Source organism: Romboutsia sp. LXY-2, assembly GCF_056171995.1.
The window spans coordinates 280,525-306,643 of sequence record NZ_JBKFGI010000008.1; the positions used below are offsets into that span (position 1 = coordinate 280,525).

The 26,119-nt window shown below is 29.2% G+C and carries 15 protein-coding genes, 1 riboswitch and 1 other annotated feature; of the genes, 13 read left to right on the forward strand and 2 right to left on the reverse strand.

Annotated elements, in window-relative coordinates:
* The first annotated feature begins 511 nt into the window (after positions 1–511).
* The 4 genes from ACI48P_RS15035 to ACI48P_RS15050 all read left to right on the forward strand — a co-directional run bounded on the left by ACI48P_RS15035 (position 512) and on the right by ACI48P_RS15050 (position 8,897).
* Positions 512–4,663 (forward strand): S8 family serine peptidase, encoded by a 4,152-nt coding sequence (locus ACI48P_RS15035; RefSeq protein WP_475217106.1) that lies wholly within the window; start codon positions 512–514, stop codon positions 4,661–4,663.
* Positions 4,664–4,870: 207 nt separating this feature from the next.
* Positions 4,871–6,442, forward strand: a complete 1,572-nt coding sequence (locus tag ACI48P_RS15040; protein WP_475217108.1) for an alpha-glucoside-specific PTS transporter subunit IIBC — start codon at positions 4,871–4,873, stop codon at positions 6,440–6,442.
* Between the two features lie 36 nt (positions 6,443–6,478).
* On the forward strand, positions 6,479–7,804 hold the full coding sequence (locus tag ACI48P_RS15045; protein WP_475217110.1) for a 6-phospho-alpha-glucosidase: 1,326 nt from the start codon (positions 6,479–6,481) through the stop codon (positions 7,802–7,804).
* Between the two features lie 316 nt (positions 7,805–8,120).
* Complete coding sequence (locus ACI48P_RS15050; RefSeq protein WP_475217112.1) at positions 8,121–8,897, forward strand: MurR/RpiR family transcriptional regulator; 777 nt, start codon at positions 8,121–8,123, stop codon at positions 8,895–8,897.
* A 305-nt stretch (positions 8,898–9,202) separates the two neighbouring features.
* Here the strand turns inward: ACI48P_RS15050 and ACI48P_RS15055 are convergent, their stop codons facing one another.
* Positions 9,203–9,676: a MarR family winged helix-turn-helix transcriptional regulator gene (locus tag ACI48P_RS15055; RefSeq protein WP_475217114.1), complete on the reverse strand. Its 474-nt coding sequence runs from the start codon at positions 9,674–9,676 to the stop codon at positions 9,203–9,205.
* 204 nt (positions 9,677–9,880) lie between these two features.
* Between ACI48P_RS15055 and ACI48P_RS15060 the strand changes: the two genes are divergently transcribed.
* The 5 genes from ACI48P_RS15060 (at position 9,881) to ACI48P_RS15080 (ending at position 12,886) form a co-directional block, all read left to right on the forward strand.
* Positions 9,881–10,507 (forward strand): FMN-dependent NADH-azoreductase, encoded by a 627-nt coding sequence (locus ACI48P_RS15060; protein WP_475217116.1) that lies wholly within the window; start codon positions 9,881–9,883, stop codon positions 10,505–10,507.
* 209 nt (positions 10,508–10,716) lie between these two features.
* Positions 10,717–11,016 carry a (2Fe-2S)-binding protein gene (locus ACI48P_RS15065; protein ID WP_475217118.1) on the forward strand — a complete coding sequence of 100 codons (300 nt, stop codon included), beginning with the start codon at positions 10,717–10,719 and terminating at the stop codon, positions 11,014–11,016.
* A 778-nt stretch (positions 11,017–11,794) separates the two neighbouring features.
* Complete coding sequence (locus ACI48P_RS15070) at positions 11,795–12,022, forward strand: hypothetical protein (protein ID WP_475217120.1); 228 nt, start codon at positions 11,795–11,797, stop codon at positions 12,020–12,022.
* A 28-nt stretch (positions 12,023–12,050) separates the two neighbouring features.
* Entirely contained in the window at positions 12,051–12,605 is a 555-nt protein-coding gene (locus ACI48P_RS15075; protein WP_475217122.1) for a hypothetical protein, read from the forward strand.
* Between the two features lie 137 nt (positions 12,606–12,742).
* Positions 12,743–12,886 carry an aldehyde ferredoxin oxidoreductase C-terminal domain-containing protein gene (locus tag ACI48P_RS15080; protein WP_475217124.1) on the forward strand — a complete coding sequence of 48 codons (144 nt, stop codon included), beginning with the start codon at positions 12,743–12,745 and terminating at the stop codon, positions 12,884–12,886.
* Between the two features lie 244 nt (positions 12,887–13,130).
* Here ACI48P_RS15080 and brnQ read toward each other — a convergent pair whose 3' ends face one another.
* Entirely contained in the window at positions 13,131–14,474 is a 1,344-nt protein-coding gene (gene brnQ / locus ACI48P_RS15085; RefSeq protein ID WP_475217126.1) for a branched-chain amino acid transport system II carrier protein, read from the reverse strand.
* Between the two features lie 112 nt (positions 14,475–14,586).
* Positions 14,587–14,847 (reverse strand) — a binding site (T-box leader).
* A 226-nt stretch (positions 14,848–15,073) separates the two neighbouring features.
* Here brnQ and ACI48P_RS15090 point away from each other — a divergent pair.
* The 4 genes from ACI48P_RS15090 (at position 15,074) to ACI48P_RS15105 (ending at position 25,761) form a co-directional block, all read left to right on the forward strand.
* On the forward strand, positions 15,074–17,083 hold the full coding sequence (locus ACI48P_RS15090) for a sigma-54 interaction domain-containing protein (protein WP_475217128.1): 2,010 nt from the start codon (positions 15,074–15,076) through the stop codon (positions 17,081–17,083).
* 244 nt (positions 17,084–17,327) lie between these two features.
* Entirely contained in the window at positions 17,328–18,077 is a 750-nt protein-coding gene (locus ACI48P_RS15095) for a gamma-glutamyl-gamma-aminobutyrate hydrolase family protein (protein WP_475217130.1), read from the forward strand.
* A 32-nt stretch (positions 18,078–18,109) separates the two neighbouring features.
* A complete protein-coding gene (locus ACI48P_RS15100) occupies positions 18,110–19,426 on the forward strand; it encodes an APC family permease (protein ID WP_475217132.1) in 1,317 nt (438 codons plus the stop codon).
* Positions 19,427–19,557: 131 nt separating this feature from the next.
* A riboswitch (cyclic di-GMP riboswitch) is annotated at positions 19,558–19,641 on the forward strand.
* A 159-nt stretch (positions 19,642–19,800) separates the two neighbouring features.
* Entirely contained in the window at positions 19,801–25,761 is a 5,961-nt protein-coding gene (locus tag ACI48P_RS15105; protein ID WP_475217134.1) for an NPCBM/NEW2 domain-containing protein, read from the forward strand.
* Positions 25,762–26,119 lie beyond the last annotated feature (358 nt).

Sequence of the window (26,119 nt, forward strand, 5' to 3'; positions counted from 1 at the left end):
AAAATAATACACCTCCTTTGTTATACGGCAACAATAATTAACCATATTTTTAAAACAGAGTAACATATCAATTATAAAAAATCAATGCTATATTTATTGATAACAAGTAATTGTCAAATAATTACCAACGGAAAATGGGGTAATGATAGTGAAATATTAAAATATACTATCATCAGGAAATCTAGGAAACTTAAAACTTAGAAATAGAGTAGTTACGCCAACTATGGGATAAATGTTAATACAATAGGACCAGTATATTTTATTCATTCAACTCCTATATTCCATACCGCGGACCCAAAGTATGCTTGTAATAAATAAAAGGGGGTGGATAGGGGTAGAAAAATATTATAGATCAAGCAGAATCTAAGTTTGCTAGTAATATAGCCAATTAAATTACTGTAGTGTATTAATAGGATTCTTGAGGAGAACATGTACTATTATCTACAAATAGAAATATGTTTATATATACTTTTAAAGATAAATCTTCAAGGATGAATAGGGGGGATAAAGTATGAATAAAGGGTTAAGAAAATTTTTAGCGACTATAATGGGTTTGGGTATGATTATAACATCAACATCAGTAATAAGTGCAAATAACAATGATGACATTATGAAAGATCTAAAACAATCAAATCTTATAAGTGCAAACACTAATCAAATAAAAGAAAATAAGATAGATACAAAAATAAATGTAAAAACAGACGAGTTAGTAAGTATATTAGTTGAATTCAAAGAAGCACCTATGTCAGTATTAACATCTAAACATAATATCAATAAATTGGACAAGTCTACTGCTGATAAAAAGGTAAAGTCGAGTCATACAAAATTCAAAGAGCATATAACTAATTTAAAAAAATCAAAAGCTTTTTCAAATAATGATAATATACTTTTGGGGGAAGAATTTTATCAAGTATTTAATGGTGTAGAAGTCACAATACCTGGTAAAGATGTAGAAAAATTATTAGAATCAGATGAGGTAAAAGCAATATACAATAATGAGATACTACAATTAGAGATACCTAAAGAAACAAATAATAAAATGACACCAGATACATATATGTTAGATAGTTTAAATGATATAGGTGTTGATAAATTACATAAAGAAGGTATAACAGGTAAAGGAATAAAGGTAGGGGTATTAGACACAGGAATAGATTATAATCATCCTGATTTAAAAGACAATTATAAAGGTGGATGGGATTGTATAGATGAAGATGACAAACCTATGGAGACTACTTATGAAGATTGGAAAGCTAGTGGACAACCAGAATTTAGTTCAAGTGGAAATGCATATTATACATCTCATGGTACACATGTATCAGGAACAGTAGCAGCAACTCAAAAAAATGAAACAAGTGAGTTTGCAGTAAAGGGGGTAGCACCAGATGCAGACCTTTATGTATATAGAGTGCTTGGACCATATGGTAGAGGTAGTACAGCAGATATAATACAAGGTATAGAACTTGCGACAGAAAAAGGGTTAGATGTAATAAACTTATCTCTTGGGTCAAGTGGTGCTAATGTTAATGATCCACTTAGTATAGCTTGTAACAATGCAATGTTCTCTGGAGTAGTAACTGTACTATCAAATGGTAATTCAGGACCTAATATATCAACAGTAGGTACGCCAGCAGCTAGTGCATTATCTATAAGTGTAGGTGCAAGTACAACAGCTATAACTCTACCACTATTTGATATAGATTCAGAAGGTATAGATTTAGATGGTAAAACTTTCTCAAGAAGATACGAGAGTGATATAGTAAACATAAATGGAAAAACATTAGATATAGTAGATTGTGGGCTAGGTAAAACTGCTGACTTTGAAAATAAAGATGTTAAAGGTAAGGTAGTATTCATACAAAGAGGAGAAATATCTTTCCACGATAAACTTGTAAACGCTAAAACAGCTGGTGCAGAACTAGCTATAATATATAACAATGTAGATGGTGAAATACCTTATTATATAGGAGAAAATAATGACTATGTAAACAGTTTAGCTTTAACTAAGGCTGAGGGCGAGGTACTAAAAAATAAATTACAAGAAAATAGTAGTCTACAGCTTACATTTAAACAAAATGGAGTAGTTAAAACAGAAAAAGATTTATTAGCAGACTTTAGCTCGAGAGGCCCAGTACCTGATAGTAATGAAATAAAACCAGATGTTACAGCACCAGGAGTATCTATACTATCTACTTATCCAGAATATATGGGTAATAAGGGAGAAGAAGTAGATTATTCAGGTGCATATGGAAGAATAAGTGGAACAAGTATGGCATCTCCTCATGTTGCAGGTCTTGCTGCACTTATACTTGATAAAAATGAGGAATTTGATCCATTTGATGTTAAAGTAGCTCTAATGAATACATCAGATGATTTAGCTAAAGATTATGGAGTAAATGAAGTTGGAGCAGGTAGAATAGATGCATATCAAGCAGTTAAATCAGGAATAAGTATAAGAAATGAAGGAAGTACTATAGTTGAAAGCAACACATTAAATCATGAAACAGGTTCTATATCATTTGGAAAAGTAGCACTTGATCATAAAAATAATAGAGTTCAAAATCAATTAATAATAAAAAATGATACAGATAAAGAAGTTACATTTGATGTCTCTGTAGAGTATGTATCTGCTAGTGAAAGTCATGGTGGTAAAGATGCAGTAAAAAATGGAGTCAAAATGGATGTGCGTCAAAATGTTGTAGTAGATAAAAATACAGAAATACCTATAAATTTAGCACTAACAGTACCACAAAGTGCTGAAACTGGATTGTATCAAGGATATATAAACTTAAAAAATAATAGTAATGAACAGCAAGATTATCAGATACCATTTAGTATAAAGGTAAGCAAGGCAGGTATTGAGTATATAAATATAGATAGAAAAAGTATAAGTAATGACAGAGTTAATATATTTATGCCTGAAAGAACTGCGGGTCTACATGCAAAAGCCAAATTAAATGGTGAAATGAAAGATTTACATACTATAGTAAAAGATAAACAAACTAAAGAGATATTAGGATATGCTGGTACTGTAGAATTAGAAGGGGCAAGTTATGAAAGAGATATATTTTTACAAATGCTGCTAGGTCCTAGTACGACAGTATACCCATATGAAGATGGGGAGTTCAAACCATACAAAAAGGATTTAAAGGAAGGGTTATATGAATTAGAATTTATAGCTGAAGACTTTAATGGAAAGTATTATAGTAAAACAGATAGTTTCCTTATAGAAAATACACCTGTTGAAAATAATATGCATATAAATGGCAATACTATAGAAGATAAACCTCAGATAATAGAAGTAAATGACTCTATGTATAAAGAAGAAACCGCAGTTAATGGTCAAGTTTATGATGCTATATGGCTAAAAGGTAAATTATATGATTCTACTATAGATTATTTAAAGAATAATGGAGAAGGGCATTTTAATTTTCATGATAGAGAAGTATCGCAATCTGATAATGAAATAATGGGGTATACTGATGACTGGTTCATTAGTATGATGCAATTTACAGTACAAAAAGATGGTAGCTATAAAATAGGTGTAACTAAGGATGACTTTGGAAAAGATGGCAAAGTTAAGTTATCTTTAAGAAGCTATGATATGGCACATTCTAAAGATCATAGAGTAGGGTATAGAGGAGATAGGCATTTATTATTTGTTGAAGAAGGAAGAACATTTGTAGATTCAACTTATGATAAAGACACTATGAAATTAAATGATACTAACACATACAATGTAAAACTTAATAATGCTAAAGATTTTACAAGTGGTAACTTTAAATTATTCTTAGAAAAAGAATTTGAACTAGAAGATATAAAATTAAGTGATGAAGTTAAAGACAATTTTAATATAAATCATACAATAAAAGAGTCAAATGGAAAATATGAAATAGATGTAGCTATAGAAGCTAAAGATGCTAATGCTAAGTTAAATGATGATATAGACTTAATGGATATAGAATTTAAGTTTGTAGATGATAGTAATTCAGCTATTCCAGCTAATGTTATATCATATAAAACTGTAAACTTTAAAGATGCAAATAATACTAATACTAATTGCTACTTCTTAGATTCAGAAATATTTACTATAACTAAATCGAGTTTAGATGCGAAAGCTAGCGGGGAAGCATTAATAGATGCTGGCAAATTAAATGCAAAGACTCATAAAGTCAATATAACTGTAAAAGATAGCAATGATAATGAATATAAAGCTGTGTTCGAAGAAAATGACAGAAATGGCTATATGACATATAAGGTAAAAGGTTTACCAATAGGAGACTATGTACAAATATTAACTGATATACCAGGACATTTCCCAACTAAGATATTGGTAAATACAGGAAAAGAAATAAATGGAGAATTATATTCAAAACATTCTACGGTGGATAATGAATATGGTTATTATGGATTAGCAGGAGATGTTAATAGTGATGATGTTATAGATATAAGAGATGCAGAGCTTATTCAAAAAGTATATGGCCAAAACTTTACTAATACTCAGGAAGTAGAAGCTGATTTAAATCAAGACGGTATAGTTGATGAAAAAGATATGCAATTTATAGAGAAAAACTTTGGTAAAGTTAATCCTTTGGCTAATAAAGATATAAAATCTAAAGGTAATAAAACTGATTTAGATAAAATAATAAAACAGCTTAAATAAATATAAAAAATAACTTCCTAAACAAAGGAGGTTATTTTTTATATTTATTCAATTTTCATGGGATAAATAACAGAAAATGTGACAAATTTCTATAAAAAAACCATGTACCTAAATGATAGTAAATTGTTGTATACAATTGTATAAAAAGTTAAAATGAGGATAAATAGGGTTGAAATAAAATAAAAAATAAAATCAGGGAGCTATATTATGAAACAAAAAATTCAAAGATTTGGTGGAGCAATGTTTACGCCTGTATTGTTATTTGCATTTGCAGGTATAATGGTAGGATTAGCGTCGATATTTAAAAATCCTCAAATTATGGGATCTATAGCAGATTCAAGTACAATTTGGTATAAAGTTTGGTTTATGATAGAGGAGGGTTCTTGGACTGTATTTAGACAACTACCTCTTTTATTTGCAATAGCACTTCCTATAAGCTTGGCTAAAAAACAAAATGCTCGTGCATGTATGGAAGCTTTTGTAATTTACTTAACATTTAATTATTTCTTAAGTGCTTTATTATTAGAGTTTGGGCCACAATTTGGAATAGATTTTTCATCAGAAGTTGGAGGCACAAGTGGACTTGCAATGATAGCAGGTATAAAAACTTTAGACACAGGAATGATGGGAGCAATTTTAATTTCGGGTATAGTAGTATTTTTACATAATAAATTCTATGATATAGAACTCCCAGATTATCTAGGTGCATTTAAAGGTTCTGCGTTTGTAGTTATGCTAGGTTTCTTTGTAATGATTCCTGTTGCTTTAATTGTTGCAATGGTATGGCCTAAAGTTCAACTTGGTATGATAGGGCTACAAGAGTTCTTTAAAAATGCAGGCATATTAGGCTTAGGTGCATATGTACTACTACAAAAGTTATTACTTCCAGTAGGACTTCATCACTTTATATATGCTCCGGTTTTATTCGATTCAGTAATAGTTGAAGGTGGAACTATAGCATATTGGGCGAATCATTTAGGAGAATTTGCATCATCAACTAAACCATTGATAGAGTTATATCCTATGGGAGGATTTTCAAATGGAGAGTTAGCAAAAGTATTTGGTGTTATAGGGGTAGCTTGGGCGTTTTATGCAACGGCAAAACCGGACAAAAAGAAAACGGTATTAGCATTGATGATACCTGCAACGTTAACATCTATAATGACTGGAATAACTGAGCCTTTAGAATTTACATTCTTATTTGTTGCACCAGCTTTATATGTAGTGTATTCAATATTAGCTGCAATACTAGCAATGGTAATGCTTGCATTTGGTGTAATAGGAAACTTTGGAACAGGTCTTCCAAATATTATATTTATGAATATAATTCCGTTGTTTAAAAATAGAGAAATGATGTATTTAACGATGTTATTAATAGGTGTAGCGTTTACATTTATACATTATATCGTATTTAAATTTTTGATACTAAAGTTTGACTATAAAACACCTGGTAGAGAAGATGATGATGAAGAGATTAAATTATACACAAAAGATGATTATAAATCTAAAAATGAAGAACAATCTTTAAATACGTCTTTTAATAAGGAGAAAGAATTACTACTTATTGAAGCTTTAGGTGGAAAAGACAATATATTAGAAATATCTAACTGTGCAACAAGGCTTAGATTATTAGTAGCCGATGATACTCTTGTTAAAGATTTAGATACATTTAAAAAACTTGGAGCAGTAGGATTAGTTAAGAGCGGTAAGTCTATACAAGTAATAATTGGACTTAACGTACCTAAAGTAAGAGAAAATATGGAAATGTTAATAAGTTAGTATATAGATATAAACTATAAAATGGAGGTAATGAGTATGAAAAAGTTTTCAGTTTTAATAGCAGGTGGAGGAAGTACATATACACCAGGAATAGTATTAATGCTATTAGATAATCTAGATAAATTTCCTTTAAGTAAAATAAAGTTTTATGATAATGATAAAGAAAGACAAGATATAGTTGCAAATGCATGCGAAATCTTAATAAAAGAAAGAGCACCACATGTTGAGTTTTTAGCAAGTACAGATCCAGAAGAAGCTTTTACGGGAGTAGACTTTGTAATGGCACATATAAGAGCTGGAAAATATGCAATGAGAGAGTTAGATGAAAAAATACCTCTAAAGCATGGTGTTGTAGGTCAAGAAACTTGTGGACCAGGAGGAATAGCTTATGGAATGAGATCTATAGGACCTATGATTGAGCTTGTAGACTTCATGGAAAAGTATTCTCCAAATGCTTGGATGTTAAATTATTCAAATCCAGCAGCAATAGTAGCAGAAGCTACTCGTAAATTAAGACCAAACTCTAAAATATTAAATATATGTGATATGCCAATTGGTATAGAGCGTCATATGGCAACAATATTAGGATTAGAATCAAGAAAAGACATGATAATTAAGTACTATGGACTAAACCACTTTGGATGGTGGACAAGTGTTACTGATAAATCAGGAAATGATTTAATGCCTAAGTTAAAAGGACACATAGCTGAGCATGGATATAATGTAAATATTCAAATGTATCAGCATAATGATGCAAGCTGGAATGACACGTTTATGAAGGCTAAAGATTTATATGCAATAGATCCAACTACTTTACCAAATACATATTTAAAATACTACTTATATCCAGACTACGTTGTAGAACATTCTGATATAAACTATACAAGAGCTAATATGGTTATGGATAGTCGTGAAAAATTTGTATTTACTGAGTGTAGAAGAATAGCTGAAGTTGGAACAAGTGAAGGGTGTGACCTACATATAGATGAGCATGCTTCATATATAGTAGATTTAGCTAGAGCTCTTGCTTACAATACTAAAGAAAGAATGTTATTGATAGTTGAAAATAATGGGGCTATAGAAAACTTTGACAAGACTGCTATGGTTGAAATACCTTGTTTAGTTGGATGCGAAGGCCCAGAGCCACTATCAGTAGGAACAATACCACAATTCCAAAAAGGATTAATGGAACAACAAGTATCTGTAGAAAAGTTAGCTGTAGAAGCTTGGGCTGAAGGTTCATATACTAAGTTATGGCAAGCAATGACTCTGTCTAGGACAGTACCGAGTGCAAAAGTTGCTAAAGATATATTAGATGACTTAATTGATGCTAATAAAGAATTTTGGCCAGAATTAAACTAATAATACAAATTTAATATTATAAATTATGGGTCTATCTCAAGAATATATTAATTCATCTCTTTAATTAATAGTCAGTGCCTTGAGATAGGCTCATTTTTTATATACTAAGGTATTATAAATTATCTGGTTTGTGGATAAATTATAATACCAATTGCTATAAACTTGAGCAACGGTATGTGAGCTTGCCGAGCAGACGTTGGCGACATGAAGTGATTCGACGACATAGTCGCTCAAGCAAAGCGAATTTTTTATTTTTATATTATATTTTTTAAAAAATTTAAAAATGATATAATTTATCATAGAAGAGGTGATAGGTGTGAAGATTGATGAACTTATAAATAAATACTATGATAGATTAACTCAAAATGATTTACATATATGGAAATATATAAATAATAATAAAAAGGAATGCTGTAACCTAAGTATTTATGAATTAGCAGATAAATGTAATGTATCAAAAACTACTATTTTACGATTTGCTCAGAAATTATCCTTGAAAGGTTATAGTGAGCTAAAGGTTTATCTGAACTGGGAAAAAGATACCATAAACGAAGAAAATATAGATGAATCATTTATAGAAAATATATGTGATAGCTGGAAATCATCTATTGATGATATCAAACAAAGAGATTTTACTGATATATGTGAAATGATATATAAAAGTAGAAGAGTATTCGTATATGGTACAGGAGCATTACAAGCTAGTGTAGCTCAAGAATTAAAGAGAATGTTTTTATATTGCGGAGAGCTTTTTTACTCAGTTGAAGGTGGAAGTGAAACTGGAATGCTATTAAATAATATTAATTCATATGATTTAGTTATACTAATTTCTTTGACAGGAGATTCTGATAGAGGAACAAAGTTTGCTAAACAATTATTAGTGAAAAATATTCCATTTATATCAATCACTAAACTAAAAAATAATGAAATAGCTAGAATGAGTAATAAGAGTATATATATTGCGACTTCGATTATAGATTATGGGAATGGAGTATTCCATGAAGTATCTAATTTGTTCTTTATACTAGTAGAGGTATTGTTTTTAAGATATGCTAATTTTAAGAAGAATATAGAGAAAGAATTAAAAATGTAAATCCATATATTTACGAAATATAAGCAAGATGAAATTAAGATTACATTAAAAACCAAAGAGGTAAATTTACTGATATCAACTGAGTCACATTGCATAAGATAGCAGTAAGGACGAAACATTTGAATTCCACCTAGGTGTAAAAATTATGGAGATTAGTGGTTGTGAATCTACTCCCCCATTGAAAAATACTCATATTATTTGGATATGAGTATTTTTCAATCTAAATTTATATGAAATTACATACTTTTGTCGTCTGTTCCATCAGTTGATTTATATTCAGTTGTATACCTTTAGAGACTATATATTTACCATACAGGTCTTGATTTAAGTGATAATTTATCTTTATTTGACTCGTAAACTAATTTTGTTAAATCTTCTTTAAGCATTCGCATTCGTTCAGTACCTATTCTTTCAATCCAACGTTGCTCAATATCAGCTAGTACCTCCTCTTTTAATTTCATTACTAACAAACCTTGTTCAGTCAAAGTAATAATTTTACCCCTCTTATCAGTGGGATGAGATTGACGCATTACATAATTATTTCTCTCAAGATGATCTACCATTTTACTTACAGCTTGCTTTGTAATTCCTAAGTGTTCAGCGATTTCTATACTTGTTGCTCCGCTAGGGTTTATGAATTCAAACATAAAACCATGGGCAGGTCTGATGTCTCTGAATCCTAACTCACTCATTCTGCTATTTAGTTCATCAATCAATGAACTAAAGGAGAATGATAAGAGTGAGGTAAAATCAAGTTCATTAAGTATTTGATGATTCATAAATAAAACCTCCTTAAATAAAGTCAATTGAGTTGACTTTGTTTGAACTATATTGTACTATAAACAAAATAGTCAATCAAATTGACTATTTTGTTTTATTATAGATGAAATGGGGAATACATAGTAATAACAATTACAATAGGATACCATTTTTAATGAGTAAATATACTTTTAACATTGCAGTTAGGAATAGGAGTAAAGAAAATGACAACAGTTTTATTTGTAAAAGCAAACAATCGTCCATCAAATCAGGCGGTTAGTGTGAAATTATATGAAACTTTTTTAGATAGTTATAAAAAATCACACCCAGACGATACAGTAGTAGAACTTGATTTGTATAGTGAAGAATTGCCATATATAGGAGTAGATTTGATTAATGGCATTTTTAAAGATGCTAAAGAATTAGATCTAACAGAAAAGGAAGCAAAAGCATTAGCAGTAGCTGATAAATATTTAGACCAATTCCTTTCAGCTGATAAAGTTGTGTTTGGATTCCCATTATGGAATTTAACAATCCCAGCTGTACTGCATACGTACATTGATTACTTAAATCGTGTAGGTAAGACGATTAAATATACACAAGATGGTCCAGTAGGCCTTATTGGAAATAAGAAAGTTGCATTATTGAATGCAAGAGGTGGTGTATATTCTAAAGGTCCAGAAGCTGAAATAGAAATGGCTGTTAAATATGTAGAAAGTATGATGAGATTCTTCGGTGTAAAAGATATAGAAACAGTAGTAATTGAAGGCCATCATAAATTCAAAGATAAAGCAGAAGAAATTATCGCTGAAGGCCTTGAAAATGCTGAAAGATTAGCAAATAGGTTTTAATTGATAAAACAGAACAAAAAATTTTATAAAAACTTTAGGAAAGTATTAAGTAATAGATTATACTCTATTCAATTAAACACTAGCTATTTAAATATCTAATTTTAAAATTTTATTTATTAAATATAAATATAAAATATATTTATATTTAATAATAAGATTATAGAATTAAGATATTAAACAATAAATTTAAATATTAAGGAGAAATAGACATGTCACTAGAAATGAGTAAATATTTACAAGTTAGAAAGGCTCAAGCACAAGGAGCTAGAACTATTGAAGAGCTTAAAGAAATATCTGATATAGTTATTGAAAATGAAGAAGAACTTAAGGAGGTAGAAACTCTTATAAAAAATGCATGTAAATGTAAAAATGTAACAATAGATACAATTGTAGAAGCCGTAAAAAATGGAGCAGATACTGTTGAAAAAGTAGGAGAAATTACTACAGCAGGTACAGGATGTGGAAGATGTAAAAGTATTATATCAAATATTATAGAAAATAAAAGATAATTAGCTTATAATTTTATTATAGGCTCAACTAAAGGATATGTTTTTAAACATATCCTTTAGTTATTTTACTGACAATGTATAAATCAATCAATTGATATTCTAGTATTTGCAGTATCGTATCAGAGTTAACAGATATTCAAAGTAAAATAGATGCAAGAACGGATATAATGAATGTGAGTTGAGGAATAGCTTATCTAGGATTGTTCATAAAATCAGATAAATATTCCTATATATGACAATTATGGATATAAGTGGTCTGACAGAGGAATCAATTTTAGAAACCGTTGAGGATGGTGTAGATTGTATTGAATATACACCATCAATAAATACAGAATTATTTAAGTATGAAATGAAATAATATAGAGAAGTCAATGAAAAAACAGATATAAATATTGTATTACAATAGATATATAAATAATATGAGCTGATAATAATAACTAATTAATTATAGAAATAAAATCGCGGGTATCATTGCTTCGATTCGTCTCCACCATTGAAATCCACGAAAACTCATATCTAAGTAGATATGAGTTTTTTATATACTAAGGGTTATAAAAAATAAGCATTAGATAAGTAAATATATTTATATGCATATACAAATTATTACTGATAAATTTATTAGTGATTTATGAATTAGTAGACACTAAATATAATAATAATACAAAAAATATGCATACAATTACAAATTTTGACATTATTTTCAATCGGTTTCATATATAATAAATTTGATCTTTAAATTAATAAATTTCAAATTTATTATATATGAAACAGGTAAATTGTGAGGAAAAAGTCAAATAGTAGCTTAATATCACTAATAGTTTTAGTATTTTTAATAATAGAAGAGACTACATATTCTAAGATATGTTTACAGATGTATTCAGATTCATTAGGGATGATTGAGTACGTACTACCATGTATATTAACCTTAATAGTGGTTCTATCAAATGTGAAATATATTAGATGCTTAAAAACTATAAATAAAAGAAAGAAAATAGCTAACACATAAATTTATAAAATATAGGGAGGTATAGTAAATGTCATTTTTCGATAATATAAAAGTAATGAAGGATTCAATATCAAAAACAGCAAGTAATATAAGTAATACGATAGCTGTTAATAATATGGAGCAGGCAAATCTATCTAGGGTAAACAAAGAAATAAATTCAATAAATTCAGAAATTGACTCTGCATGTACTCAAATAGGGAGAAAGTTTCTTGAATATGTAATAGAAACTAAGGAAATGCCAGGAATAGATATAAGCGACATACTAAATGTATTAGACCCTAAAATGATTAGAAAGGTTGAGTTAGAAAAAGAGTTAGTAGAAATACAAAAAAGAATAAAAGACCAAATGATTGTTCAGGAGAAAAATATACTAGAGGAAAGGTTTAGAAAAGAGAAAGAGAAGCTAGACACAGCACTAGCTATGGATGTTATAGCAGAAGGTGAATATAACGAAAAGTTAAATCAACACAGAAGAAGATTAGATAACTTTGAAGCTATAAAGAAAATAGAGCAACAGCATGAATTAGGAATTATATCAATTGAGGAGAGAGATTACAAAATAGATATGTTAATCAATGGATAAATCACCCTGATTGTCCCACAACTAATTTAAAATAATATATGTATATAGATAAAACTATATAATACATATGATTAAAAAAACGAGTACTTAATTATTAAGTGATAAATTATTGATATTAGTATAATATCATAGATACATTGCCAGATCGTTTAACGAAAGAGCCTCAAGTAAAAGATAGAGTTGTTGATTTGGAAAATATGTTATCTATGTATTATAAAATACGTGGATGGGATGAATATGGAGTTCTATCAGGTAGAAAACTGAAAAAATTAGGAATATAAATATGGTAAAGATGTATATGAAATATACAAAAAAGCCATATTATAGTTAATGGAGAAAATAGGAGCTTACATTGAGGATATTTTATGGAATTGTCTAAAGTAGATGTAGCTCAAATATTATCTGTATGTTATGTAAGGTAAATGTATAAGCTTAATAAAAAAGATGAAAATTAATTTATATACTCAAAAGATATAGGATTTTTAGTGATAATTTATCAATAATCCTATATCTTTTATATTTTTACTATAAGTTTTCTCTTTTTAAAACATATCTATTATTCAAACTAGATTTTAGATAAGTGACACCTAATCCTAAAAACATTCCAAGTATTGCAGGGACCATCCAACCTAATCCTTGTGAGTATAAAGGCAATTTAGCAAATAAGTTTGAAACATAACCTAATTTTACACCTACTTGTCCTAGAGCGTCAACAACGCTTACTACACTAGTAAATAATATTGTAAACTTATAAACTAAAGAACTTTCCTTTAAAAAGCTATCTAGCATTGCTAGTACTATAAGCATTATTGCTATTGGATATATTGCATTTAGTACAGGTACTGATACTGCAAGTATTTTAGTTAATCCTAAATTAGCAAGAGTCATACTAGAAAGAGATAGTATTCTAACAAAAGATTTATAAGATAACTTATCTGTAAGTGTTGCGAAATACTGACTACAAGAAGTTATAAGTCCAACACTAGTTGTTAAACAAGCTAAAGTAAATGTAACAGCTAATAACAATGCTCCAGGCTTACCGAATATATAATTTGTAACATTTGTTAAAGTCTGAGCTCCATTTTCAGTTGTTCCAAATCTTAAACCAGTAGAGGCTCCTAAATGTGCAAGTAATGAATAGATTACTATTAATAAAGCACCTGCTATAAGTCCTGATTTTATAGATATTGAAACGACAGCTTTTTCATCATTTACACCTTTAGATTTTATTGCAGTAGCTATAACGATACCGAAGTTTAGGGCTGCTATTGTGTCCATAGTTAAATATCCGTCCAAAAATCCTTTAACTAGTGGAGTAGTTGCATAATCTCCTGTAGCTTGTGCATAACTACCAAGTGGTTTAAATAAAAAACCTACAAATATTACTAATATTAAAAGTAATAAAGTTGGTGTTAAAACTTTACCCATACGATCTACTAATTTGGCTGGCGATAATGAAAGCCAGTATGCTACTGAAAAGAATACAAATGTAAATAAGAATAATGCTAATGTTTTCGGTACACTTTCTGGTAAATAAGGAGACACTACCATCTCAAAAGGTAAACTACCGGCTCTAGGTATACCTAAACAAGGTCCTATTGATAAATATATTAAAACCGTAAAAACTATTGAAAAACTATTATTAACTCTTTTAGATAAGTTAGCAAGTCCTCCAGATTTAGCAACTGCAACTACACCTAGTATAGGTAAAACAACTGCTGTTATAAAAAATGATGCCAGTGATAAGTACATATTTTCCCCTGCTAATTGACCTAGAAATGGTGGGAATATTAAATTTCCTGCTCCAAAGAATAAAGAAAAAAGCATTAATCCTACAAGTAATAAATCTCTTTTTGATAAATTGTTCATATATATCCTCCTGTTTTTAATTAAAATTTTTTTACATCATAATATGTCTCCTTCTATGTCCATTTAAAATTCCCCCTTCCGAAAAATAAAAAAACCGCCCCTTGTAAAATATACAAGGGACGGATTATCCGCGTTACCACCCTAATTCCACAAAAAAAGTTATAAAAAATAAACCTTTTTGTAGCGCTCAGTTACGTATCTATCAATACGCTTATCTTTTAACGGTGAAAGATGCCGGCAATACTTACTAAAAATCTGTTCAGTATTGCTTCTCAGAGATGATTTTTCAGTAAAATTTGAACATTGGTTTTCAGCAAACACCAACTCTCTGTGGAACAAGATAATACTTACTTTTTCTCTTCATAGAATTTGTTTTTTTATTTTTAAAATTTATTAATAACAATAATATACAATATTAAATTTAATGTCAACAATAAAAATATTTTTATAAATATAATTTTATTTTTATATTGAAAACTTAATATTCACTTTTAGTTGTAAGAACAATATATTGGTCATTATAGTATAGTATATATTTATATAGCGAAAAAACTAGTATAAAATAGAGTATATATTACGTTGTAAAAGGAGCTAACTAAATGAAAACTATAGCGGTCGTAACTGATGGGGTGTCTAAGTTAGAGTGTTTTCTAAATGAAAATCTAAGGTTAATATTTAAAGATAAAGTTATTATAAAAAACTATTATTTAAATAGGATAACAGAAAAAGATTGTATAAAGGGCGATATTATATTAGTAATGATAGATGATAGAGCTTTAAAAATAAAAAAATATGTAGAAGATGCATCAAAAATAATAACCATAAATAGAAGTATCAAGCAAAATGAGATATATAAGTTATTTTCCTTACCTGAAGGAATAGATGTATTGGTAGTAAATGATAATGAACATACCATATTAGAAACAGTATCTAGTTTATATAATATAGGAATTAACCATTTAAATTTCATACCATATGATTTTAATAAAGATTATTCGCATATTAAGGTAGCTGTTACACCTGGGGAGGTTAATCTAGTCCCAAAATATATTGAAGAAAAAATTGATTTAGGCCATAGATATATTGATAGCTCAACCTTTATTCAAATAATAACTAAACTTAAAATAGATGATAAAGATATTACTGAAAGATTAATTAAGTATACAGATGAAGTTGTTAGTTTATATTCTGGAATAAACAATAAATATAAAGAACTTACTATAAAGTCAGATGAACTAAATTCTATAATAAATCTTTCAAGTTCAGGAATGGCAATGGTTTCGGATAAAGAAAAGATAATTATTTGTAATAAGAGTCTAAGTAATATACTAGATATTAGTGATGATATAGTAGGAAAAAATGTAAGTGAATTAGAAAATAAAGATATTAAAATGATTTTGAGTTTGGATAAAGCACAGGATGAGGTCATAAAAGTTAATAATAAGTATATAAATGTAAATAAATACAATATAGAAAGTTTTGGAAAGGTAACAGGGTATTATTTTTGTGTTCAAGAAATAACATATATAAAAAAATTAGAACAGAATCTATCAAAGAAGTTGAGAGAAAAAGGACAAGTTGCTAGATATACTTTTAAGGATATAAAAACAGTAAGTCCAAAGATGGAAAAAACAAAAGAGCTAGGATTGAAGCTTTCAAAATCTGATTATACAGTTCTTATAACAGGAGAAAGTGGAACAGGAAAAGAATTAATGGCACAGTCTATACATAATGCATCACCAAGACATAGTCAGCCATTTATAGCAATAAATTGTGCAGCTATGCCAGAGAATCTACTAGAAAGTGAGCTTTTTGGATATGAAGAAGGTGCTTTTACAGGAGCGCTAAGAGGAGGAAAAAAAGGTTTATTTGAACAAGCTAATAATGGAACTATATTTTTGGATGAGATAGGGGATATGCCTATATACTTACAAACTAAATTACTTAGGGTATTACAAGAAAATCAAGTAATGAGAGTTGGAGGAGAAAGTGTAATAGATATTGATGTTAGAGTAATCGCAGCTACTAATAAAGATTTATTAGAGATGATAAAAAAAGATAAGTTTAGAGCAGACTTATATTACAGGATAAATGTATTACCTATAAGCATACCTTCTTTAAGAGAAAGAAGAGAAGATATAGAAGTTATGCTAAAGTATTTTATGAAAAGTAAAAGAGAGATTAGTAAAGAGGTTGAAGAGATTATTAATGAATATGAATGGCCGGGTAATATAAGAGAACTAAAAAATGCGGCTATGTATATTGATATTATGTGTAATGATAATATTATTTTAGCTCACGATTTGCCTCATAACTTGATAGATATAGATAAAGATTATAGCAAAGAAATAAGTATATTAAATGAGAAAACATCTATAGAAAAATCAAAGTTAGTTATGGAATGCTTAAAAAATGCTAGCGAGCTTAACAAAAACATTGGTAGAAATGGTATCGTTAGTTCTCTAAATGAATTAGGCTATAGCATAACAGAAGGTGAGGTAAGGGGGATACTTAATATACTTAAAGATTTAGAGTTAATAATTTGTGAGCCAGGTAGAAAGGGAAGTGAATTAAGTAGAAAAGGTAATAATATATTGGAAATCATTTAATAGGTAATGAAATAGGAAAATATATATACCTATTTTACCTGTTAAATAGGAAGAAGATTATTTTACTTTGTTAAATATACTACAGTTAAAACAAAATAAAATCTTCTAAAGTTACTTATATATCTTATATCTGGGAAAATGATTTCTAAATTATAGATAAAATAAAAAAACATTGGCATGCTACTTGCTTTTTATAAAGCAGTAGCATTTTTATTATTTATAAACAAGTTAAGGAGTGAAGGAAATGACTGAAAAGAAATATCCAGTAATAGGAATATCAGGCAATCTATTAATCGATGAGGGAGGGATGTTCCCAGGTTATGAAAGAGCTTATGTAAATAACGATTACATACAATCAGTAGCTATGTGTAAAGCTGTACCATATATTGTACCTATTGTATATGATGATGAGTTAATAAAAGAGCAAGTATCAAACATAGATGCTCTTATATTATCAGGGGGGCAAGATGTAAATCCTCTTATATGGGGGGAAGAACCGCATAATAAGCTAGGTTCAATAATGCCTAAAAGGGATACTTTTGATATGAAGTTATTAAAGTATGCTTTAGAAATGAAGAAGCCTGTATTAGGTATATGTAGAGGAGAGCAAATGATAAATGTAGCTGAAGGAGGAAGTTTATATCAAGATTTATCTTTAATTGAAGGATCTTATATAAAACATAATCAGCAACACTTATCTAATATACCGACACATACAGCACAAATAAAAGAAGGTACTAAGTTATATGAAATATTAGGTGAAAAAGAGGTTTTAGTGAACAGTTTCCATCACTTAGGTGTTAATAAGGTTGCGCCAGGATATATTGTTTCTGCTACAGCAAAAGATGGATTAGTTGAAGCTATAGAAAAAGAAGGGGATGAATTTGTAATAGGAATACAATGGCATCCAGAAATGATGACTAAAGATTGTGATAGTATGAAAAAAATATTTAAGGCGCTAGTAAAAGAAGCAGCTAGTACAAAAAAACTATAAGCATACAAGAAAGTGTATGAGGAGGAATTACGATGGAAAAAAGTGCTAAATTAGGGTTTTGGAGTATTGTATTATTAGGTATCAATGCAATAATAGGTTCAGGTATATTTGGTCTACCAGGGGATGCTTATACAAATGTAGGTCCGTCTAGTATATTAGTATTAGGTTTCTGTATGATTTTAGCAGTATCTATTGCTTTATGTTTTGCTGAAGCTGGAAGTTGGTTTGATACTGATGGAGGACCGTATCTTTATGCAAAAGAGGCATTTGGAGAGTTTGTTGGATTTGAAGTTGGATTTATGAAATGGATAGTTAGTATGATTGCTTGGGCGACTATGGCAAACTTCTTTGCAGTTACATTGTCATCTGTATGGCCACAAGCAGCAGAACCATTTACTAAAAATATAATAATTGGTATTTTAGTTGGAGGTCTTGGAGCGATAAACCTTATGGGTATGAAGCAATCTAAGAACCTAAATAATATAATGACTATAGGAAAATTAGTTCCAATAGTGTTATTTATAGCTGTAGGTATATTCTTCATGAAAGGTTCTAATTTTACACCTTTTGTAATAATACCAGAAGGTCAAAGTACTTCATCTGCATTTGTAGCAGTATCAATATCTTTATTCTATGCTTTTACAGGATTTGAGTCTCTAGCTGTTGCAGCGAAAGATATGGAAAATCCTAAGAAAAATGTACCTAAAGCATTAGTAACAGTAATGTTTGTTGTATCAGTAATATATGTACTTATATTAGCTATAAGTATAGGTGTGTTAGGAGATGGACTAGTAGGATCATCTACTCCTGTTGCAGATGCTGCTACTAAAATGGTAGGACCTATAGGTGGTTATGTAATAACTATAGGAACTATAGTATCTGTTGGAGGTATAAATATTGCATCATCTATATTTACACCAAGATCAGCTAAAGCTTTAGTAGATCAAGGATTAATGCCTAAATCTTTTAGCAAAACTAATAAAAACGAATCTCCATATATAGCAGTTATTGTGTCTGTTATAGGAACTTTATTAATAGCATGGTCAGGATCATTTACAACATTATCTCAAATAAGTGTTGTATCTAGATTTATTCAATATATACCTACTTGCTTAGCCGTACTAATATTAAGAAAGAAATATGCAGGTAAAGAAGTAAACTTTAAAATACCTGGAGGAGCTATTATACCAATATTTGCAGTAGCGGTAAGTATAGTATTGCTTATAAAAGCAGGTATAGATGCACCTATGAAGATAGTTTGGGGATTAGGTGGTATGATATTTGTAGTTCCTATATACTTATATATGACTAGGATATACTCTAAGAAAAATAATGATGCTAAGGCTTAGTAATATTTATAATTATAAAATAATAAATACGGGAAAATTTATAGATAATATATAAAATAAATTTAAAAAAATTTATAGAAAAAGAAAAAATAATTGAAATTATTGCAAAATTATGGTAATTTAAGCTTAGAAAATATAATAGGCAAACCTAGGGAAATTTAGGGACGCAAAGCTATAGGGGCTAAGGTTTATAACTATGCTAGCCAGTTGCCAAAGAGTACATTATACTTTTTGTTTTTAAGCTTAGTTAATTTAAAATACTGATGCATATTTATGGTGCAAAGTATTAGATTTATTAGGTATAAAAGCTACTCTTTTGAGTAGCTTTTTTTAATGTACTTCTGATGGGGAATTTAATTCAGGAGGAAGATAAAATGCATAAGAAAAAAATAGCAGCTATAACTATGGTTGCGATAATCTCAAACTTTTCAGCAAGCACAATCGGTGTTTTAGCACAAGAACTAGAAAGCAGTGAAATAGTTCAGAGTGTATCAGAGGAAAAAACTCAAGAAACACAGTCAACAAAAGCAACTATAAGTAAATTTGATTTATTTTATAGTAAATATTTAGAAGAATACAATAAGGTATTCAAGGTTGACAATTCTAAAATAACTTCAATAACTAACAATGGTGGAAACTATGGATCATCAGTAATATATAGAGCTATTGACGGAAATTTAAGTACACATTGGGAAACAGGGAAACCAAATAATACAGATTTTAAAAATGAAGTAGTAATTACATTAGATGAAATAACTAATATAAGTAGAATAGTATATGCAGCAAGACAAGATGGAGCTAAAGGTAAAGGATTTGCACAACAAGTAGAAGTATATACATCACTAACTGATGAAGGAGATGATTTTACCTTAGCAACTAGTGGAGAATATAGCGGTTCAACTGGAGACCTAGTTGAAATAAAGTTTAATCCAACTGACTTTAAAAGAGTAAAGTTTAAATTTAAAGAAGCTAATCAGAACTGGGCATCTGCATCAGAGTTTATGTTTTATAGTGAAGATTCTATGATAGATAAAATGTACAACATATTTACAAATGAACAAAAAAATCAAATAAATGAAGAATTTAATACCTTAGAAAAATTAGATAAATTTGAAGCTGAGGCTATGACTCATCCTCTTTATGAAGATATAAAAGAAGATATAGATAATGCAAGAATATTATTAGAAAGTAAAAATTTAGAGTATGTAGATGCTAAGGTATCAAAGTTTTTATCAAGTAATGATGATAGGTTAGCAAAGTACGATGAAGATTTTAAAATAAAAAGAGAAAATATAACTAGCATAACTACAAATGGTGGTCAATATGCTAGTAACTCAGTAGATAGAGCTATAGATGGAGATGTTAATACAAATTGGCATTCTGGTAAAACAAACAATTCAAGCTTTACCAATGATGTAATCATAACTTTAGACGACCTTACTACAATAGATAGAATAACTTATCTAAATAAAGTATCTAGAGGGTTTGCTAAGTCTTTTGATATTTATGGATCAAAAACAACTAGCGGAGATACATTTGAAAAGATAAGTTCGGGAAGCCATAGTATAACATCAGATACTTTAGAGATAAAGTTTAAACCAACAGAATTAAGAAGAGTTAAATTTGTATATAAAGAAGGTCATGAAAACTGGGCACTAGCTAATGAGTTTGGATTATACAAAGAAGATATAGTAAAAGACAAGATGGACAGACTATTTACAGATTCTAGTATGAATGAAGTAAATCCAGAGTTTTCTACAGTCCAAGCGATTGACAACTTATTTGAAGCAGTTAAAGGACATGCTTTAGAGAATGAGTATATAGAAAAAATAAATATAGCAAAAGAATTAGTGGAATTTGGTAAGATAGAAGCAGGAAGTGCTAATATAAAAAAATTCGATGTATTTTATAGTGAATATATAAATACTTATGATGAAGAGTATAGAGTCCAAAGTAACAATATATCAAAAATAGAAAATAACGGTGGAAGATATGGAAATTCTTTAATTGAGTATGCAATAGATGAAGATGTTAACACACATTGGGAAACAGGAAGACCTAATAGTGAATCATTTAAAAATGAGGTCACTTTAACATTAGATCAAGCTGAAGTTATAAATCGTTTAACTTATAAATCTAGAAATGGTGGTAAAGGGTTTGCAGAAAACTTTAGTATATATATATCGCCGGTGAGCACAGGAGATAATTTCCAAAAAGTTAGTGAAGGTAGATATACGACTACAAATGATGTGCTAGAAATAAGATTTAATCCAACAAAAGCTAAAAGAGTGAAGTTAGTATTTGATAAAGCCAATCAAGATTGGGCATCAATAGGGGATTTAAGACTTTATAGACAAGATATTACATCAGAAAAGATGGATAGATTATTTACAAGTATAGCTATGGATAGTGTAAGTGAAGAATTTAATTCTATAGAAAGATTAAATAAATTAGAAGAAGAAGTTAAAAATCATCCTTTATACAATTTATTTAAACAAGACATAGAAGATGCTAAATCTATAATATCAGGTCAACTTCAAAATATAAAAACTGTAGTTGTAGAGCAACAAGGTGATAGAAATGCTCATAATGATAAAAATCTTAAGTTTGGATTTGGTAATAATAATCAACCAACAGGGGTAGTTGCTATGCCTGGAGAGACTGTTACTGTATATGTTGATGTTGAAGAAGGTAAGCCACTTCCGCAGCTTATGTTCTCTCAACAAGAAGGAAGTTTTGCTAGCTGGGGAAGAACAGTATCATTACATCCTGGAAAGAATGTAATAACAGTTCCGAAAGTTACTCAAGATGATGGCTGGTATAAGCATAGTGTAACACCAGGAGGGCCAGTATACATAGTAAATCCTTATACAGAGGAACAACAAGGAAAAGCACCTACTATAAGATTTGCGAAAGGTGTAGAAGCTTTCCCTATATTTGATAAAAATACTAATGAAGAAGAATTTATAAATTTATTAAAAGAGTATAAGAAAAATGTAGATGAAGATTCAAAAAATAAGCCAGATGTAATGGAAAGAAAAGTAATAGATACCTTTGAATTAGTTACAGATCACATGGTAATAACAGGTACTGCAACAGGTGCATATGAAGCATTTATAAATCAAGGAAAAAATCCAATGGATTCTGTAAAGATGTGGGATGACCATATGGATATGCTTTTTAAATATCAAGGTATAGACGGAAGAAATGAAACTAATGATATAAAATATACTAGAGAAAATATAAGACTTGCACAGCCCTATGGATATATGTATGCTGCAGGTGGCCATATAGGAGTTCAACGTGATGTCATGGTTAATTTACTAACTGATGTTGGTGGATGGGGTGTCGATCATGAGATAGGACATAAAATGGATATAGGTGTAAGAACGATTGGAGAAGTAACTAATAATATGCTACCTCAATATTCATCTTATTACTATAATAAACCAAACAAAAGAATTCCTTTTGAAAGCCATGTATATAAAAACGTATTAGCAACGGATAACAATATCTATAATGATGGTGATTTCTTTGAAAAGCTAGCAGTATTTTGGCAATTAGAAATGACATATCCAGGATATTGGGCTAAACTAAATAGTTTATACAGAGAAAACAATGTATCACTAGAGGTTGGTAATGAAAGTAATGATAAATTAAATAAACTAGCATACTATTCAAGTATAGCTTTAGAACTAGACTTAACTGAATACTTTGAAAGACATGGATTCTGGGTGTCTAATGAAACTAAAGAACTTGTAAGCAAATACAAAAAGCCAGATAAGAAAATATGGTACGCAAATTATGATTATATAGAATATAAAGGTGAAGGATTTACTCAAGAACCGAACGTAAAAGTATCAATTACTCAAGAAGGAGAAAATGTAAAATTATCTTTCGATATAGATAAAGAATCCAAAGAACATTTAATGGGATATGAAATTTATAGAAATAATAAATTGGTAGGATTTACATCTACAGGTAGTTTTATAGATAAAGGAACAAATTTTGAAGAAAATAATATGTACAAAGTTGTACCTTTTGATAAAAGACTAAACGAAGGAAAAGCTACTGAAATAAATTCACATACACCTATTATAAAATTACAGCAAAATCAGATAAGTATTAAGTTAAATGAAGAATTTAATAAAATGGATTTAGCAAAAGCGTATAGTTATAGCGGTGAAGAAATAACTTCTAAGATTGTAGTAAATGGTAATATTGATACTACTAAAAAGGGAACTTATCCAATAGAATATGTTATTACAGATGAAGGAGTAACTACTAAAGAAATATTAAATGTAAATGTTGTTAGTGATTATGATTATTTATCTGATGAAGAATGGAATTCAGTAGAGACTCAGTGGGGAACACCAAGAAGGAATACTAATATAAAAGGTAGGGTAAATGGAGAAATAAAGACCTCTGATAAAGGATTTGGAATACACGCAAATGGAAAGATAACTTATGATTTATCAGGTAAAGGATACGAAAACTTTGAAGCATTATTAGGCGTAGATATGTTGCTACAAGAAAATAGCTACTCAAGTATAACATTTAAAATAGTAGGAGATGGAAAAACTCTAGCTACTACACCAGTGTTAAAACATAAAGATAATATGGTTCATATAAATGTTCCAGTTAGTGGAGTAAATCAATTAGTTATAGAAGTTAATGATGGTGGAAATGGAAATGGTTCAGATCATGGAGTAATAGCCAATCCTAAGGTAACAACAAATAATGCCAAGCCAGAAATTAATGCTAGTAATAAATCTTTAAAACTTGGTGATGAACTTAATATAATGGAAGGTATTACAGCAGTAGACGCTGAAGATGGAGATTTAACACCTAGAATTGAAGTTGAATCAAGTAATTTTGAAGAAAATAAAGTAGGAAGATTTGAAGTTGTATATAAAATAACTGATTCTGATAACAATGTAGTTACTAAGAAGATATCTGTTATAGTATCAGAAGATTATACAGTTAAAAAGTCTAAGTTTGGCTATTTCACAAATTTAGAACAATACAATAAAGAGTTTAAATTACCAGTAGAATCTATAAGTAATAATGCTGGAAACTACGGAAGTAGCGTGATATCTAAGGCTATAGATGGAAATATAAATACTCATTGGGAAACAAATAAGCCAAATAGTAGTTCATTTACAAATGAAGTTATATTTGACTTAGGTGATGTTAAAGAAATAAGCAAAATGGATTATGCTTCAAGACGTGATGCAGGAGGTAAAGGATTTGCACATGTATTTGAAATATATGCCTCAAATGAAGCACAAGGAAATGACTTCTATCTAGTAGGAGAAGGAACTTATAGAGATAGAACTACAGATATTGTAGAATTTAACATGAGTAATGTTAATGCAAGAAGAATCAAATTTAAGTTTGTAGAAGCTAGTCAAGGATGGGCAAGTTTAAGTGAAGTAGCGTTTTATAAAGAAGATGTATTATCTAAAAAAATAGAAAATGATTTATTTACAGATGATAGTAAAACACAAGTAACTGAAAACTACAATACTTTAGAAAAGCTAGAAGCATTAAAAGAAGAAGTGAAAAATCATCCAGCATATGAATTATTTGTAGAAGATTTAAATAAAGCAAAAGAATTAATAGAAGCTAAATTCCCAACCCTTAAAGTAGGAAAAGATATTTCCGTTAAACTAGGAGATAGTATAGATAATATAGCTGGAGAATACTCAGCAACAGATACGGAAGACGGAGACTTAACAAGTAATGTAACAGTTTCTGGTCAAAATGAAGTAAACTTTAATAAGCCAGGCAAATATCCAATAACATATACAGTAACTGATAATGATGGAAATACAGTAAGTAAGAATAGAATTATATCAGTGGTTAATATGGAAGACTACACTTACCTAAGTGATTTAGACTGGGTATCAACTCAACAAAGTTATAAAGCGCCAGTTAAAGATACAAATTTAGACGGTGGTATATTAAGCTTAACTAATGAAGATGGCTCTGTAGCTACATTTGAAAAAGGTATAGAATCTCATGCAACTACAACAATAGTCTACGATTTAAGTGAAAAAGACTATTCATACTTTACTTCTAAAGTAGGTGTAGATAGAAAAATGTATAATACTGTTGGATCGGTAACTTTTGAGATTCATGTTGATGGAGAAAAGAAATTTGATAGTGGATTAATGAATTCAAAAGATCCATTAAAAAATATAGAAGTAGATATAACAGGAGCAAAAGAATTAAAACTAGTAGTTACAAATGGAGGAAATGGACAAGGTTCAGATCATGCTACATGGGGAGATACTAAACTTCATTTTGCTAATGAAAATGGTCAGATATAGAATAATTAGAACTAAATTAGATATAATGGATAAAACTAGAAGCGTTAACAATAAAACTTATTAGCTTTTATCATGGATTTCTGTTACACTTGAATAACACCGATTTAAAAACAGGTGTATTTATAATAAATAATTACAAAACAACAAATAATAATTATGAATTCAAAGTTCAGTTACTAATACAACAACACTTAAAAGAATTAAGTATCAAATAATAAATGTATCCTTATTTTAAAAAATATGATGTATAATATAAAAGATAAACACTTTTTATGTTTAGATATTAACTGGCATTTGAAGTGTTTATTTTTATTTTGTAAATAACTAAGATTAATATAATAAGGAAACAAAAAGGAGA